The following is a 14,566-nucleotide window of genomic DNA, read 5'->3' as shown; positions in this document are numbered from 1 at the left end:
GGTCAGGCCGCCTCGCGGTCGCTCGATCCGCACAATGCTGAATAGCGCCCGAAAAGCTCGGCGAAATGCTCGTCCATCTGCCGCGGACGTTGCCACAGCGTGACCGGTCTGCGGTCGGCCGCCGCGGCCAGGATCGTGTCGCGCAGCGACTGGCCATCGGCCGCCTCGTACAGCCGATCGCGTTCGCCCGTCGCATGATCCGCGGCGCCGCCACGATCGGGCACGATCAACTTCAGCCCGCTCGCCTTGGCCTCCGCCGCCACCATGCAGAAAGTCTCGGCCTCGCAGCCGTGGACGAGCGCATCGGCGCTCGCCATGATCGCCGCCAACCTCGCGCGATCCTTGACCGGCTGGCCGACCACGACGTGCGGCGAGCCCCCTGCCCGCGCGATGAGGCGATCGCCATGACGCCCCTCGCCGACGAGCGCCAGGCCGACCGGCGCGTGAACGCCCGCGGCGATCGCCGCGTCGATCACCATGCTCCAGCGCTTTTCGGGCGAATAGCGCCCGACGCCGAGCAGCAAGGTCGCCTCTGGCCCGAGGCCGCATCGCGCCAGCAGCTCTTCGCGCAGCAGCGGGTCGCGCCGTTCGGGCGAAAAATAGCCAGGTTCGACCCCCATGGGGATCGTCGCGACCTTGCCGAGACCGCCGCCGCGCAGGCGCCGGGTCAGATTGTCGCTCGCCGTCACGACCAGGTCGAAAGCCTGATCGAGCCGGCGCAGATGCCGCCAATAGCGCTCGAACGTACGGTCGATGACGCCGATGCTCGCCACGGTGCCGAACCATCGATAGGCATAGGCCGATAGCGGATCCGCATGCATGACGAGCGAGCGCACCGCGTCGCCGCGCCAGCGCGCCACCATCGAGGCGCTGCTCCATGGCGACGATGCCTCGACCACGTCGGGGCGCCACGCATCGAGCGCGCGATGGAGAGCGGCCTCGTCGTCGAAATAGCGATAGCGACGATCGAGCGCGAAGGTCGGTGCCTTTATTGTCGCCAGCACCGCGCCGGGCGCGCGCTCGACCACCGCATCATCGGCGCCGGGCGCGAGCACGATCATTTCGTGGCCCAGCGCGCTCGCCACCTTCAGCTTGCGCTCGACATAGGTACGTACGCCGCCGCCATGGGGCGTGTAGAAAGCGCAGACATCGACGATCCTCATGCCGCACAGACGGCACGGCATTGAGCAACCGCAGTCCGGCCGCCCGAACCTTGTCGAAAAAGCGCGCATCGGGCATGGCCTCGATCCGTTCAAGGAGCCGCCCATCTCGACCTCGCCATCCGGTCTGACGCAATTGTTCGGGGAGTTGCGCGGTGAACTCCTGCGCTTCCTTGCGGCCCGCACCGGCGACCGAAGCGAGGCCGAGGATCTGGTCCAGGAATTGTGGCTGCGGGTTTCGACCGTCGACCCGGGACCGATCGCCAATGGCCGCGCCTACCTCTATCGCGTCGCTCAGAATCTGGTGCTCGATCGCGTCCGCGAACGCCGCCGCCGCGAACGGCGGGACGGCGAATGGGCCGATAGCCAGACGATCAAGGTCGCCGGCGAAGCCGCCGATGCCCGGCCCAGCGCGGCGGACGCGATCATCGAACGCGAGGACGCGGCGGCGCTTGCCGCGGCGATCGCGGCGCTGCCGGAAGGCGCCGGGCGCGCGTTCCGCCTGCACAAACTGGAAGGGCTGCCGCATGCAGAGGTCGCAGCGCGGCTCGGCATCAGCCGCAGCGGCGTGGAAAAACACATCGCCGTGGCGATGACGCATCTTCGTCGCGCGTTGAAGGACTGAGGTATGGCAACGACGCGGCGTCTTTCGATCGGACAGGGACGACGGACCGGAAACGGCCCGTCGCGGCACGAACGATGAACGACGGGATATTGGAGGCGGCTGCGCTGTGGCTTCAACAGCAGTCGCGCGACGACATGGACTGGGACGGCTTCACCGCGTGGCTGGAGGCGGACCCTCGCCATCGCGAAGCCTATGACGATATCGCGCTGCTCGACGAGCGCGTCGATGCTGAACGCACCGCGATTCTGGCCCGCCTGCCGGCCAACGACGGCGAGGCGAGCGAAGATTATATCGAAGCGCGATCCCCGGCGCGTCGCCCGTATCTCGCCTGGGGTGGAATCGCGGCGGCACTGTTGGTCGCGGTCACGGCCGGAGGCTGGTGGGCAAGCGGGCCGTCGGCGCCCGCCACGACCAGCTATGCCGCCGCGGCAGGCCAGACGCGCACCGTCGCCGTCGCCGATGGCGCGACCGCCACGCTGGCGGGCGGCTCGCGGCTGGACGTCGCCAAAGGTGCGGCATTGACCCTCGCCGGTTCGGCCTATTTCGACGTCCGCCACGATCCGGCGCGCCCGTTGACGGTCAAGGTGTCCGGGTTCGAAGTGCGCGACGTCGGCACGCGGTTCGACATCAACAGCGACGGCAAGACCATCCGCATCGCGGTCGCCGAGGGAAAAGTATCGGTATCGGCCCCCGGCGCGGCGGCAGCGACCGAAGTCACCGCCGGCCACGCCGTCCTTGGTGACGTTGCCCGCCGTACGGTCACGCTGGAGACGACCGCGCCCGCCTCGGTCGGCGCCTGGCGCACCGGTCGCTTCATCTACGATCAGGTTCCGCTCTCCTTGGTCGCCGCCGATATCGCCCGCTATACCGGCCATCCCGTCACGGTGGCCGAAGGGGTCGCGCAGCGGCGCTTCTCCGGCGTATTGGCGCCGGGCGATCGCGATTCGATGGTCGCGTCGGTCCGGCAGCTCGCCGGTGTGAGCGTACGAAGGGAGGGCGATGCGGTATTGCTGGGCGGCACTGGCGACTAGCGCCCTGTTGGCGACCAGTCCGGCCGCCGCTCGCGATGCCGCCGTTTCCATCGCCATCCCGCCCGGCAACCTGACCGATGCCCTCGCCTCGCTTGCGGCCCAGACCGGCATTTCGTTCGGCTATGACGCGGCGCTGCCGCCCCTGCGCGTGCGGGGAGTCAACGGCCGGATGTCGCCGCACGACGCGATCGACAGGCTGCTGCGCGACACGCCGATCAAGGCGGTCAGGATCGGCCCGTCGGCGTTCCGCCTGGTCCGCCGCCAGCACTCGCCCCGGCCAGTATCGGGCGGCCCGGCGCTGGTCATGGATTCGCCCGCGTCGCCGCAACCCGACATCATCATCACCGGCCGCAAACTGCCCGAGATGTTGTCGCGCGTCCCGGCGCCGATCGCGGTGTATGTGCCCGATTCGACGGCGCCGGCCGGCGCGGAGAGCGGCCAACGCGAGGTCGCGCGGTCGGTCGACGGCCTGGTCGTCGCCGGGCGCGACGAAGGCAGCGATCGCACCTTCATCCGCGGTCTGGCGGACAGCCCCTTCAACGGGTTCAGCCAGACGACGGTCAGCGTCCAGGTCGATGACGGACGCATCACCTATGACGCTCCCGAACCCGCGCTGCGGCTGGTCGATGTCGCCCGGGTCGAAGTGCTGAAGGGACCGCAAGGACCGCTATATGGCACCGGTGCGCTGGGGGGCGTCTATCGCATCGTCACCAATCGTCCGATCCTGGGCGACGTGTCGGGCGCCGCCGCTTTCTCGCTCAATGTCTTGTCCGACGGCGGTCCCGGCGGATCGGCCGAGGGTGTCCTCAACCTGCCGCTGGTGACCGACGCGGCGGCAATACGGCTGGTCGGCTATGCGGCGCTGGGCGGCGGCTGGATCGACGACCGGCCGGCGCCAGACGACGCCAACCGCAAGACGCTTGCCGGCGGGCGCGCCTCGTTGCGGATCGCGCCGGCGGCGGGCTGGTCGATCGACCTGACCGGCGCGATCCAGCATCGTGCCTCCGCCGATAGCCAATATGTCTATCGCGCGGGCGAGGATCTGGCGCGACCCGCCGCGATGCGCGAACCCAGTGCGACCGACTTCAGGCTTGCCCAGTTCCGTGCCGAGGGCCCGATCGGACGGCTGCAGCTGGTTATCGCGACCAGCCAGACCTGGCAGGATCAGAACGACCTGTTCGACCTGTCGTTCGCGCCCGACGTGCTCGGTATCCCGGGCGCCGTCGCGTGGCGCGACCGCCGGTCCTATGGTGTGTTCGACCAGGAGGTCCGGCTGGTTTCCGCGCCGGGCGACCGGTTCGCCTGGACCGCCGGGCTGTCCTATCTTTCGGCGACGACCAAGGCAGAGGGCGATGCGCAAGTCGGGCCGGCCAGCTGGACGCCCTATTTCACGCTGCATCGCCGGGCGACCGAAACGGCGGTCTTCGCCGACGGATCGCTGCCGATCGGCGGCCGCCTGACCCTGGCGGGCGGGTTCCGGATCTTCCGCTCTGCGGCCGAGGACGAACGCACCGAACCCTCGGCGCCCAAGGCCGGGGCACGCGGCCTGACGGGCTTCACGCCCAATCTTTCCCTGTCCTACGATCTCGGCGCATCGGGCACGATCTATGCGCGTATCGCCACGGCATTTCGCCCCGGAGGCCTCGACCCCGGCAATGCGCGTACCGGCCGGTATCAAGCCGATGAGGTCCGCAACCTCGACCTCGGCGCGCGGCTGCGCCTGGCGGGCGATCGGCTGTCGCTCGATACCGCCCTGTACGTAGCGCAATGGCGCGACATGCAGTCCGACTATCTCGAAGCGAACGGGCTGATCGCTACCCGCAACGCCGGCGACGCCTTCGTCCTGGGCCTGGAGAGCTCGCTCGATTGGCGGCCGAGCGCGTCCTGGCGGTTCCGGGCCGGAATGACCGTGCAGCGCGCCCGGCTGCAGACCGCCCCGGACGGCACGCGACTGCCGAAGGACCGACGCCTGCCGATCACGCCAGACATCGCCTATCGCATGACGGCCGAACGCTCGGTCCGGCTGGGAGGAATGGAATTGCGCCCTTATGCCGGAATCAATTTTACCGGCAGCACGCGGCTAAGCTTCGACGACGGGCTCGATCGACGCACCGATGGCTATGCGATCCTGCGCGCAGGAGCGACCGCGATCTTATCTCCGCTGACGGTGCGGTTCGATGTCGACAATCTGCTCGACACCCGCGCCGACACCTTCGCCTATGGCAATCCCTTTTCCGTACGGGCCCTGCCGCAATACACGCCGCTCCGCCCGCGCATGTTTTCCGTCACCTTGTCGCGCGAATTCTGATCATTTCCGCGGTGCCGGCTGAGGTGCGGCGGTCTGGTGGCGTCGTTGCATCGAGACCAACAGCCGCCATCGCGGTGGCTCGATCGACAAAGGCCGCGCATTGCCATCGACCTCGCTTCCCGTCGCCGCTAACGCTTCCAGCTTTTCCAACGTCCAGGACCTGACCGAGCCGTTGCATCGGCCCAAGGTGCGCGATCGCGCGAGCGCCCTTGCTGGCCTGGCGGTGTCGTTCGGCATCCTGGCGTGCGTCGCCGCGGCGTTCGGGCGGTTGGATGTCGGAACGTTGTTCGCCAACCTTCCGAAGACGCCATTATTCTGGGCGCTGCTCGCGGCCGCCTATATGCTCTCGCCTGCGCTGGACTGGATGATCCTGCGACGCCTCTGGAAGCTGCCGGTCGCGGGGCTCGTGCCGCTGTTACGCAAGCAGGTCGCGAACGAATTGGTGCTCGGCTATTCGGGCGACGCGCAATTCTATTGCTGGGCGCGGAGTGCGATGCCGACGCAGGAGGCAACGTTCGCGACGCTGCGTGACATGTCGATCCTGTCTGCGCTGGCCGGCAATCTGGCCACGTTGATCCTGATGGCGATGGCCTATCCAGCGCTCAGCCGCGTGGCGAGCGGGCCATTGCTTCACGGCGCGGTCTTGGCGACGCTCGTCATCGTCGTGAGTTCGCTGGGCATTTTCGCGGCGCGGCAGGCTTTTTTCAAATTTTCGCTGTCGCGGCCGGCGCTCGCGGGAATTTTTCTTGGCCACATGGTGCGAATCGCCGTCATGCTGGTGCTCAATGCGCTGTTGTGGGCGATGCTCATTCCCGGCGCGACGCTGGGAATGTTGCTGGTCCTGGGCACGATGCGGATGATGCTGTCTCGGGTCCCGCTCATCCCCGGCAAGGACGCATTGTTGGCCGGCGGCGCATTGGCGCTGCTGGGCAGCGATGCGATGATCGTGGGCGCGCTCGCAACGGTCGCCGGCCTGATATTCACGCTGCACGCGCTCGTCGGCCTCGCGACCGGCATCCATGATCTTGCCCGCCGGCATCGCCAAAAACCGCCAACGGCTCCCAGCTTCGGATGATCCGCAACACAGTTGCCCCCCTCTCTCGCGAGCGGGAGAGGGGCTATTTTTGACGGCTACGATCAGAAGCGTTCGCCGACCAGTTCCTCGCTCTTCGCCCAGAGCGCTTTGGCGTGCTCGGCGTCGAGCGCATAGGCGCGCACCCCGCCACGGATACCTTCGCCTTCCTGCAGTTCGGCGACGTGGCAGTCCTCGCAATATTTCCCGCCAATTTCGGCAGGATCGGCGACGACCGCCGCCCAGACCGAAGTGGCGGCGCCTTGGGGAATGGTCTTGAACTCGAAGGCCGGGGTGCCGGCCTTGGCCGCGGTTTCGTTGATCGAGGCGACCAGCGCGGCCATTTGCCCTTCGTCCATGTGGCGGCCGAGCTCGGTCTGGATGCCGCCCGGATGGACCGCCGTCGCGCGGACGCCACGATCGCGATGGCGGCGGTCGAATTCGACGGCGAACAGGACATTGGCGGTCTTCGACCGGCCATAGCCGATCCAGGGCTCGTACGGCGTGTGCTCGAAATTGGGATCGTCGAGATCGACGTCCGAAAAGCGATGACCGGCCGAGGACAGGTTCACCAGGCGCCCGCCGTCCTTGAGCAAGGGCGCGATGCGGTTGATCAGGACGAAATGGCCGAGATGGTTGGTCCCGAACTGGGTTTCGAAGCCATCGGCGGTGTGGCCGAACGGCGGGACCATCACGCCGGCATTGGCGATGATCACGTCGAACGGACGGCCGTCGGCGTTGAGCGCGTCGGCGCAGGCACGCACGCTGGCGAGCGACGCGAGGTCGAGCTCGACGATCGAAAAGGCGCCCTTGCCCGCTTCCGCCGCGGCGCGAACTTCGGTCGTCGCGCGTTCCGCCTTGGCGACGTCGCGCGCGGCGCCGACCACTTCCGCGCCATGCGCGACGAGCGCGCGCGCGGTTTCCACGCCAAGCCCGGCCGAAACGCCGGTGACCAGGATGCGCTTGCGCGACAGGTCGATGCCAGCGAGCACGTCCTCGGTGGTCGATTTCTCGCCGAATTGGGTCGTCATCTTCATTCTCCATGAATGTCGTCAAAGGGCGCGGCGCAATCGCCGTGCGCCCTCGTCAGCCATTTAGGGGCGGGCCCTTCCGACGAGCGCCCGATCGTCTCGATCGCTTGCCCAATCCTATCAGTCGTGCGGGATTTCCGGCCGAAAGCGCTTGCGGCTTCCTCCGCCGAGACCATCTTGGCTATCATGCAGGACAAACTCGACGAGATGAGCCGGCGCGTCATGCGTCAAACGCAAGGGCTGGCGCGGGTGACCGCGATCCCGCGCGTAGGTATCGGCGTCGTGGATCGACCGAGCCGGCCGATGGCGACCGTGTACGAACCGATGATCTGCCTGGTGCTGCAAGGAGCGAAGCAGGTGATGATCGGCGACCGGACGGTGCGCTATGATCCGGCCTGCACCTTCATCGCCTCGCTCGAACTGCCGGCGTCGGGATGCGTGGTCGAGGCGTCGCCCGACAAGCCCTATATCGCCGCCAGCCTGACGATCGATCGCGCGATCCTGACCGATCTGCTCGCGACCATGCCCGCCTCTCCCGAAGGGCAAACCGCGGGCTTTGCGGTGACACCGGTCACGCCCGATCTGCTCGACGCCTGGGCGCAATTGCTGGCCTTGTTCGACGCGCCCCAGGATATTGGGGTGCTGGCACCCTTGCGCGAACGCGAGATCCTCTATCGCCTGCTGCAGGGACCACAGGGTGGCCTGTTGCGCCAGATCGCGCGCGAGGACAGCCAATTGTCGCGCGTGCGGCGTGCGATCGATTGGATCCGGGCGCATTTCGACCAGGCCATGCGGGTCGAGGAGCTGGCGAAGATTGCGGGGATGAGCATTCCGTCGTTCCACCGCCATTTCAAGGCGGCGACGGCGATGAGCCCGTTACAATATCAGAAGACGCTCAGGCTCCACGCGGCGCGGCGCATGCTGGTCGCGAGTAACGATGCCGGCCGCACGGCCTATTCGGTCGGCTATGAAAGCGCCTCTCAGTTCAGCCGTGAATATGCCCGAATGTTCGGCGCGCCGCCGTCGCGCGACGCCGAGCGGCTGCGCGGCATGCCGGCAGCGGATCACGCAGAGATGGCAAGCCTGGCGTGAACGAGGAAGTCAGAAACCCCTCTCCCGCAAGCGGGAGAGGGAGGGGCCCGCCGCCGGAGGCGGCGGGAGGGTGAGGGTCTTCTTTCTTCTTCTGGGACCTCAGCCACTTGGAAGAAGAAAGAAGACCCTCACCCAACCCTCTCCCGCAAGCGGGAGAGGGCTATTTGGTTATGGCGTACCTGTAACATATAAGAAGGGGGCCGTGCGGTACCGCACGGCCCCCACGTCAGCGCGGTGAGCGCTGCTAGCCGGACAGCGACTAGATGTCGTCGCCCAGCGCGCCCTTCACCTTGCCGACGAACTGTTGGGCTTTGCCCTTCAATTCCTGGCCGGCGCCTTCGGCTTCCAATTGGTCATCCTTGCGGGTGCGGTTGGGGTCGTTGGCGTCGCCGGCCATCGCCTGCTTCACCTTGCCCACCGCTTCGTTGACATTGCCTTTGATCTTGTCGGTCAGTTCACCCATCGGGTCGTTCCTCTCCGTTCGCGGCGGCGGGGCGCCGGCGCGTTGAAATTGCGGAAATAGAACGGTTTGGCGGGTCGGCGGTTCCTGCGAGCTAAGGCGCGACGCGTTTCAGGAAGGCGAACACCGCCTGCCAGTTATCGTCGGCACCGCCGGGATTCTTGGCGGCGATCAAGGTCGACGAGCCGTGCACGCCCGCTTTGGGGATGAATTGCTGGCGATCGGTGCTCTTGGTCGCCGACAGGATCGCCTTTGCTTCCTGCTCCTCCTGGAGCGTGTTTGCCGAGGTGACGAAGACCGGGAGAGTCAGTTTGGCCGCGGCCTTTTCGACCATCGTCTTGTCGTCGAAATATTCGCCCGGCGAGAAAGCGAGCACGCCCTTGACGCTACCTTCCGCGGATTTCGACGCGGCCACGAGGAACACAAGGCTGGCCGAATAGCTCGATCCCCAGAGGAGGATGGGACGGCCCTGCGCCTTGTCCTTGGCCCAGGCGAGCGCCGCCTCGAGATCGGGGAGCGCGCCGAGATAATCGGTCTTGCCCTTATAGGCCGCCATCGTCTGATTGGTGCCGTAGAGGCTACCGCCGACGCGCTGGTCGATCGCCAGCCCGGCAAAACCGGCGCGCTGAAGTTGCGGCGCGATGGTCGTATATTCGTCCTTCGACGATCCGGCCTGATGGAACAGCAGGATCACCGCGCGCGCATTGGTCGCGGGGTAATAGGTGCCGTAGACCGTAACGCCGTCGGGCGCGGTCAAGGTCACCGGCTGCGGCGCTTGCTCCTCGACCGGCGCGCTTTCGTTGATCAGCGCCTGCGCATTGTCGACCTTTGGCGCGGGCTTGTGACAGCCGGCAAGGATCGCGAGCGGGATCAGCGGGACGAAACGGCGCATCGAGCCTCCTTGGGTCAAATCAGTCCGGCGAGCGGGAGAGTCTGTTCAAATCAATCCCGCAAGCGGGCTGGACGGATCGGCGTAACGCCGCTTGCCCATCCGCCCGGCGAGATAGGCCAAACGCCCGCTCTCGACCGCGAGTTTCATCGCGCGCGCCATCATCACCGGATCCTTGGCTTCCGCGATAGCGGTGTTCATCAGCACGCCGTCGCAGCCGAGCTCCATCGCCACCGCCGAATCGGACGCGGTACCGACTCCGGCATCGACCAGCACGGGAACCTTGGCGCCTTCGACGATCAGGCGGATCGTCACCTGGTTCTGGATGCCCAGGCCCGAGCCGATCGGCGCGCCCAACGGCATGATCGCGACCGCGCCGGCGTCCTCCAGCCGTTTCGCCGCGATCGGATCGTCGACGCAATAGACCATCGGCTTGAAGCCTTCCCTGGCCAGGATCTCGGTCGCCCGGAGCGTCTCGACCATGTCGGGATAGAGCGTGCGCGCCTCGCCCAGCACCTCCAGCTTGACCAGGTCCCAGCCGCCGGCTTCGCGCGCCAGCCGCAAGGTGCGGATCGCATCCTCCGCGGTGAAGCAGCCGGCGGTGTTGGGCAGGTAGGTGACCTTCCTGGGATCGATATAGTCGGTCAGCATCGGCGCCTTGGGGTCGCTGACATTGACGCGCCGCACCGCGACGGTGACGATCTCGGCCCCCGATGCCTCGAGCGCGGCGGCGTTCTGCGCGAAATCCTTGTACTTGCCCGTCCCGACGATCAGCCGCGAGCGGAAAGTCTTGCCGGCAACGGTCCAGGTGTCGGCGGCGGCGGTCACGGGGGTAGCGATGTTCATTGTCCAGTCCTGCTAGCTTGTGGTCCTGCGAAAGCAGGAACCCCAGGGCCAAGCAACCATTGGCCCGTAATGTCACCCTCGGCTCCTGCTTTCGCAGGAGCACGGCGAGTTTCAGCCACCACCCACGAAGTGGACGATCTCGATCTCATCGCCATCCTCGACCAGCACCTGGCCGAGCGTCGACCGCGGCACGACTTCCAGATTGCGCTCGACCGCCACCTTCTCGGCAGCCAGTCCGAGCTCCTCGGCAAGCTGCGCGAGCGTCAGCCCGGCAAAGACGCGGCGATGCTCGCCATTGACGCGGATCGAGACGGTTCCGTCGGTGTGCATGGTATTCATGGCAAATCGCGATATAGGGGCGAGACCGATAGCGCCACAACCGAAAGGGCAAGGGTGACCGAAACGATCCTGGTGCTGAACGGCCCCAACCTCAACCTGCTCGGAACGCGCGAGCCGGAAATCTATGGGGCCGACACGCTCGACGACATCGCGGCGAGACTCGAAGAGCGCGCGCGCGAACTCGATCTCGAGATCGACATGCGCCAGTCGAACCACGAAGGGCATCTGATCACCTGGATGCACGAGGCGCAGGGGTCGGACGTCAAGGCGATCCTGCTCAACGCCGGGGCGCTCACCCATACCAGCATCGCGCTGTACGACGCGATCAAGGGCATCAAGGTGCCGGTGATCGAGGTGCATTTGTCCAACCCGCTGGCGCGCGAGGAATTCCGTCACCAGAGCTTTGTCGGCCGTGCCGCGCGCGGAACCGTTTCGGGGTTCGGCGCACTTTCATATATGCTGGCGCTTGAAGCCGCCGCCCGACTCTGACAGAGGGCGCGCCTTTGAGTCAGCCTCAACAGGGCGAAGAAGGGTCGAATGGCAGACAATAAGAATGATGGGGGCATGCGAGTCGATGTCGAGCTGGTCCGCCAGCTCGCGACTCTGCTCGACGAAACCAACCTGACCGAGATCGAGGTCGAGGATAACGACCGGCGCATTCGCGTCGCGCGCGAAGTCCATTCGGTCGCCGCCGCGCCGGTAAGCTATGCCGCACCGCCGGCGGCCACCGCTCCCGCCGCCGCGCCGGTCGCTTCGGCCCCGGCCGCCGAGTCCGCGCCTGCCGCGAGCAGCGCCAATGCCGTCAAGTCGCCGATGGTCGGCACCGTCTACCTGGCGGCGAATCCCGAAGCCAAGCCATTCATCGCGGTGGGCCAGAAGGTTGCCGCGGGCGATACCCTGGTGATTATCGAAGCGATGAAGGTGATGAACCCGATTACCGCGCCGAGCGCCGGCACCGTGTCGGCGATCCTGATCGAGAACGGCCAGCCGGTCGAGTTCGACCAGGCGCTCGTCGTGGTCGAGTAAGCAATTTTTGCCGATGTGCCGCTCCGGCCCGCTCCCCCACCCGGCCTCCCATATGATGCTGCCGTTGGGAGGCCGGGTGGGGGAGCGGGCCGGCACCGCCTAGGAAAACGACCGATGCCGGAAATCAAGAAACTGCTGATCGCCAATCGTGGCGAGATCGCGCTGCGTATCCATCGCGCGTGCCACGAAATGGGGATCAAGACGGTCGCGGTCCATTCGACCGCGGACGCCGACGCCATGCACGTGCGGCTGGCCGACGAGGCGATCTGCATCGGGCCGCCGTCGGCGACCGAATCGTATCTCAACATCCCCAACATCATCTCGGCGGCCGAGATCAGCCATGCCGATGCGATCCATCCGGGTTATGGCTTCCTGAGCGAGAATGCCCGTTTCGCCGAAATCGTCGAGGCGCACGGCATCATCTTCGTCGGGCCCAAGCCCGAGCATATCCGCACGATGGGCGACAAGATCGAGGCCAAGCGCACCGCCGGCGCGCTCGGCCTGCCGCTGGTGCCCGGATCGGACGGCGCGATCAGCGATATAGGCGAGGCCAAGACAATCGCCGAGGCGGCGGGCTATCCGGTGATCATCAAGGCGGCATCAGGCGGCGGCGGGCGCGGCATGAAGGTCGTCAACTCGCCCGAAGAGCTCGAAACCCAGATGCAGCAGGCCGGCAGCGAGGCCAAGGCCGCGTTCGGCGACGCCACCGTCTATCTCGAAAAATATCTCGGCAATCCGCGCCACATCGAATTCCAGGTGTTCGGCGACGGCAACGGCAACGCCATCCATCTCGGCGAGCGCGACTGCTCGCTGCAGCGCCGCCACCAGAAAGTGCTCGAGGAAGCCCCCTCGCCTGTCATCACGCCCGAAGAGCGCGAGCGGATGGGCGGGATCGTCGCCAAGGCGATGGCCGAGATGGGCTATCGCGGCGCCGGCACGATCGAATTCCTGTGGGAAGACGGCGAGTTCTACTTCATCGAGATGAACACCCGCCTGCAGGTCGAACATCCGGTGACCGAGGCGATCACCGGCCTCGATCTGGTGCGCGAGCAGATCCGCGTGGCGGAGGGCCACGGCCTGACGCTGCGCCAGGAAGACGTGCAGTTCCGCGGTCACGCGATCGAATGCCGTATCAACGCCGAGGATGCGCGCACCTTCGCGCCGTCGCCGGGGCTGGTGAAGCAATATCACGCGCCCGGCGGGATGAACGTCCGGGTCGATAGCGGCCTTTATGCCGGCTATCGCGTGCCGCCTTATTACGATTCGATGATCGCCAAGCTAATCGTCTATGGCACTACCCGCCAGGGCGCGATCCGCCGCCTGCGCCGTGCGCTCGAGGAATTCGTGATCGAGGGGATGAAGACCACCATCCCGCTCCACCAGGCGCTGATCGAGGATCCCGAATTCCTCCAGGGCCAATATACGATCAAATGGCTCGAGGAGTGGCTGGCCAAGCAAGAGGCCTGAGCGGCCGGCGGGATGAGAGGAGGAGAGCGGCGTGAGAAAGGCGATCATCCTGCTGGGCCTGGCGGCAGTGGCCGCCGCCCCCGCCTCCCCCGTCACCTCGCTGGCCGGACGCTATTCGAAGCATTTCCAGAACGGCATGGTCGACGGATCCAAATTCTGGTCCGACGATGTGATCGAGATCGTGCCGCTCGACGCGACCCACGCGTATTTCCGCGCCGAGCTGGCTTTCTACAACGGCCATACTTGCTCCATTGCCGGCATCGCAAAGACGGCTGGCAACAAGCTGATATATAGCGAGAAACAACCGTCGTACGATGGCGGCCCGACCTGCCGCCTGACGATCACGACCAAAGGCAAGAGCTTGCTGCTCGATGACGGTGATGGCAGCTGCCGGAGCTATTGCGGTGCGCGCGGCTCGCTTAGCGGGTTCGACTTCATCCCGCTCTCGTCGAAACGGCCGATCGGCTACATGGCGCGACTGAAAGGGTCGAGCCAATACAAGGGGGCGATCGACGCCTGGAGATCGGGCAAGACCGACTGACGCCGGTCTTGCCCGACCGCTTCATGCCGCCATTGGGGGGTAAGGCGGCATCGGGGAAGTGATCGTGTTGGGGATCGCGCTCGTAACCGGCGGATCGGGATAATATTGCGTCGTCTGCTGCACGTCCTGCGCGGCGGCGGTGCCGCTCAGCAATTCGATCAGCCTGAGCGCCTCGTCCAGCCCAGACGAGATCCCGCCGCCGGTCAGCCGGTTGCGATCGACCACGAAGCGCGGATGCCCGTCGGCGACCGTCACATCGGGATAATTCTGCATCAGGTACGGGATGAACGCCCAATGCGTGGTCGCGGTGTATCCATGGAGCAGCCCGGCCGCGGCCGCCAGCAAAGCGCCTTCGCACACCGAACACACCCAGCTGCTTTGCGCCGCCTGCTTGTCGAGGAAATCGAGCAGGTCGCGTGCCGGATCGTGGATGATCCGCGACAGCTGGTCGGGACTGCCGCCCGGTATCCACAGCGCATCATAGGGAATGGCCTGGGCGGGAAGACCGTTGGGCACGTCGAACACGAAGCCGTTGTTGGCGACCACCTTGCCCGGCACTTCGGCGACGAGGTCGACCGTATATCCCGCCCAGGAGAACATCTCCGACGGCCCGCACACGTCGAGCAGGTCGAAGCCCTGATAGAGCGGCATCAGAATACGCATGGTTCCCCCCTCCGCC

The 14,566-nt window shown here is 66.5% G+C and carries 15 protein-coding genes and 1 pseudogene; 9 read left to right on the top strand and 7 right to left on the bottom strand.

The genetic code is table 11. From position 1 onward, the window contains the following. Window positions 1-2 precede the first annotated feature (2 nt). A complete protein-coding gene (locus Q0L25_RS19250) occupies window positions 3-1,163 on the bottom strand; it encodes a glycosyltransferase (RefSeq protein WP_296617105.1) in 1,161 nt (386 codons plus the stop codon). Here Q0L25_RS19250 and Q0L25_RS19245 point away from each other — a divergent pair. The 4 genes from Q0L25_RS19245 (at window position 1,162) to Q0L25_RS19230 (ending at window position 6,199) form a co-directional block, all read left to right on the top strand. Further along, window positions 1,162-1,785 (top strand): sigma-70 family RNA polymerase sigma factor, encoded by a 624-nt coding sequence (locus Q0L25_RS19245; RefSeq protein ID WP_296617103.1) that lies wholly within the window; start codon window positions 1,162-1,164, stop codon window positions 1,783-1,785. The two genes, Q0L25_RS19250 and Q0L25_RS19245, sit on opposite strands and share 2 nt — an antisense overlap. A gap of 74 nt (window positions 1,786-1,859) precedes the next feature. Beyond that, a complete protein-coding gene (locus Q0L25_RS19240) occupies window positions 1,860-2,816 on the top strand; it encodes a FecR domain-containing protein (protein WP_296617101.1) in 957 nt (318 codons plus the stop codon). After that, a complete protein-coding gene (locus Q0L25_RS19235; protein ID WP_296617099.1) occupies window positions 2,785-5,124 on the top strand; it encodes a TonB-dependent receptor in 2,340 nt (779 codons plus the stop codon). The genes Q0L25_RS19240 and Q0L25_RS19235 overlap by 32 nt, the downstream gene beginning before the upstream one ends. Window positions 5,125-5,224: 100 nt before the next feature. After that, window positions 5,225-6,199 carry a hypothetical protein gene (locus Q0L25_RS19230; protein ID WP_296617097.1) on the top strand — a complete coding sequence of 325 codons (975 nt, stop codon included), beginning with the start codon at window positions 5,225-5,227 and terminating at the stop codon, window positions 6,197-6,199. A 62-nt stretch (window positions 6,200-6,261) separates the two neighbouring features. Here the strand turns inward: Q0L25_RS19230 and Q0L25_RS19225 are convergent, their stop codons facing one another. Then, entirely contained in the window at window positions 6,262-7,227 is a 966-nt protein-coding gene (locus tag Q0L25_RS19225; protein WP_296617095.1) for an SDR family NAD(P)-dependent oxidoreductase, read from the bottom strand. A gap of 186 nt (window positions 7,228-7,413) precedes the next feature. Between Q0L25_RS19225 and Q0L25_RS19220 the strand changes: the two genes are divergently transcribed. Beyond that, window positions 7,414-8,319 carry an AraC family transcriptional regulator gene (locus Q0L25_RS19220; protein WP_296617094.1) on the top strand — a complete coding sequence of 302 codons (906 nt, stop codon included), beginning with the start codon at window positions 7,414-7,416 and terminating at the stop codon, window positions 8,317-8,319. A 259-nt stretch (window positions 8,320-8,578) separates the two neighbouring features. On the opposite strand, the gene Q0L25_RS19215 is transcribed toward Q0L25_RS19220, so the two are convergent. The 4 genes and pseudogenes from Q0L25_RS19215 to thiS all read right to left on the bottom strand — a co-directional run. Continuing rightward, window positions 8,579-8,782, bottom strand: a complete 204-nt coding sequence (locus Q0L25_RS19215) for a CsbD family protein (protein WP_296617092.1) — start codon at window positions 8,780-8,782, stop codon at window positions 8,579-8,581. Window positions 8,783-8,873: 91 nt separating this feature from the next. Continuing rightward, window positions 8,874-9,671: an alpha/beta hydrolase gene (locus Q0L25_RS19210; RefSeq protein ID WP_296617090.1), complete on the bottom strand. Its 798-nt coding sequence runs from the start codon at window positions 9,669-9,671 to the stop codon at window positions 8,874-8,876. Between the two features lie 45 nt (window positions 9,672-9,716). Continuing rightward, entirely contained in the window at window positions 9,717-10,514 is a 798-nt protein-coding gene (locus Q0L25_RS19205) for a bifunctional sulfur carrier protein/thiazole synthase protein (protein ID WP_296617088.1), read from the bottom strand. Window positions 10,515-10,628: 114 nt separating this feature from the next. Then, window positions 10,629-10,844: pseudogene (gene thiS / locus Q0L25_RS19200) on the bottom strand (sulfur carrier protein ThiS); the annotation flags it as partial. A 63-nt stretch (window positions 10,845-10,907) separates the two neighbouring features. On the opposite strand from thiS, the gene aroQ reads away from it, so the two are divergent. The 4 genes from aroQ (at window position 10,908) to Q0L25_RS19180 (ending at window position 13,887) form a co-directional block, all read left to right on the top strand. Further along, window positions 10,908-11,342, top strand: a complete 435-nt coding sequence (gene aroQ / locus Q0L25_RS19195) for a type II 3-dehydroquinate dehydratase (protein WP_296617086.1) — start codon at window positions 10,908-10,910, stop codon at window positions 11,340-11,342. Between the two features lie 48 nt (window positions 11,343-11,390). Further along, a complete protein-coding gene (gene accB / locus Q0L25_RS19190) occupies window positions 11,391-11,879 on the top strand; it encodes an acetyl-CoA carboxylase biotin carboxyl carrier protein (RefSeq protein WP_296617084.1) in 489 nt (162 codons plus the stop codon). A gap of 114 nt (window positions 11,880-11,993) precedes the next feature. After that, complete coding sequence (gene accC, locus Q0L25_RS19185) at window positions 11,994-13,346, top strand: acetyl-CoA carboxylase biotin carboxylase subunit (RefSeq protein WP_296617081.1); 1,353 nt, start codon at window positions 11,994-11,996, stop codon at window positions 13,344-13,346. A 31-nt stretch (window positions 13,347-13,377) separates the two neighbouring features. Continuing rightward, window positions 13,378-13,887 (top strand): hypothetical protein, encoded by a 510-nt coding sequence (locus Q0L25_RS19180; RefSeq protein ID WP_296617079.1) that lies wholly within the window; start codon window positions 13,378-13,380, stop codon window positions 13,885-13,887. 21 nt (window positions 13,888-13,908) lie between these two features. On the opposite strand, the gene Q0L25_RS19175 is transcribed toward Q0L25_RS19180, so the two are convergent. Beyond that, window positions 13,909-14,550, bottom strand: coding sequence for a DJ-1/PfpI family protein (locus Q0L25_RS19175; protein ID WP_296617077.1), 642 nt, complete (start codon window positions 14,548-14,550; stop codon window positions 13,909-13,911). Window positions 14,551-14,566: the final 16 nt, after the last annotated feature.

The sequence above is a fragment of the Sphingomonas sp. genome (genome assembly GCF_024508665.1).
Taxonomy (GTDB): domain Bacteria; phylum Pseudomonadota; class Alphaproteobacteria; order Sphingomonadales; family Sphingomonadaceae; genus Sphingomonas.
Note: the sequence above shows the minus strand (reverse complement) of the source record. Positions and strands in the feature narration are given on the sequence as shown.

What these genes read in the sequence shown, in the direction of transcription:
- Q0L25_RS19245 (WP_296617103.1), top strand. Translation starts at nt 1,162, where the DNA reads ATGCCGCACAGACGGCACGGCATTGAGCAACCGCAGTCCGGCCGCCCG.
- Q0L25_RS19250 (WP_296617105.1), bottom strand. Translation starts at nt 1,163, where the DNA reads ATGAGGATCGTCGATGTCTGCGCTTTCTACACGCCCCATGGCGGCGGC.
- Q0L25_RS19240 (WP_296617101.1), top strand. Translation starts at nt 1,860, where the DNA reads ATGAACGACGGGATATTGGAGGCGGCTGCGCTGTGGCTTCAACAGCAG.
- Q0L25_RS19235 (WP_296617099.1), top strand. Translation starts at nt 2,785, where the DNA reads ATGCGGTATTGCTGGGCGGCACTGGCGACTAGCGCCCTGTTGGCGACC.
- Q0L25_RS19225 (WP_296617095.1), bottom strand. Translation starts at nt 7,227, where the DNA reads ATGACGACCCAATTCGGCGAGAAATCGACCACCGAGGACGTGCTCGCT.
- Q0L25_RS19220 (WP_296617094.1), top strand. Translation starts at nt 7,414, where the DNA reads ATGCAGGACAAACTCGACGAGATGAGCCGGCGCGTCATGCGTCAAACG.
- Q0L25_RS19215 (WP_296617092.1), bottom strand. Translation starts at nt 8,782, where the DNA reads ATGGGTGAACTGACCGACAAGATCAAAGGCAATGTCAACGAAGCGGTG.
- Q0L25_RS19210 (WP_296617090.1), bottom strand. Translation starts at nt 9,671, where the DNA reads ATGCGCCGTTTCGTCCCGCTGATCCCGCTCGCGATCCTTGCCGGCTGT.
- Q0L25_RS19205 (WP_296617088.1), bottom strand. Translation starts at nt 10,514, where the DNA reads ATGAACATCGCTACCCCCGTGACCGCCGCCGCCGACACCTGGACCGTT.
- accB (WP_296617084.1), top strand. Translation starts at nt 11,391, where the DNA reads ATGGCAGACAATAAGAATGATGGGGGCATGCGAGTCGATGTCGAGCTG.
- accC (WP_296617081.1), top strand. Translation starts at nt 11,994, where the DNA reads ATGCCGGAAATCAAGAAACTGCTGATCGCCAATCGTGGCGAGATCGCG.
- Q0L25_RS19175 (WP_296617077.1), bottom strand. Translation starts at nt 14,550, where the DNA reads ATGCGTATTCTGATGCCGCTCTATCAGGGCTTCGACCTGCTCGACGTG.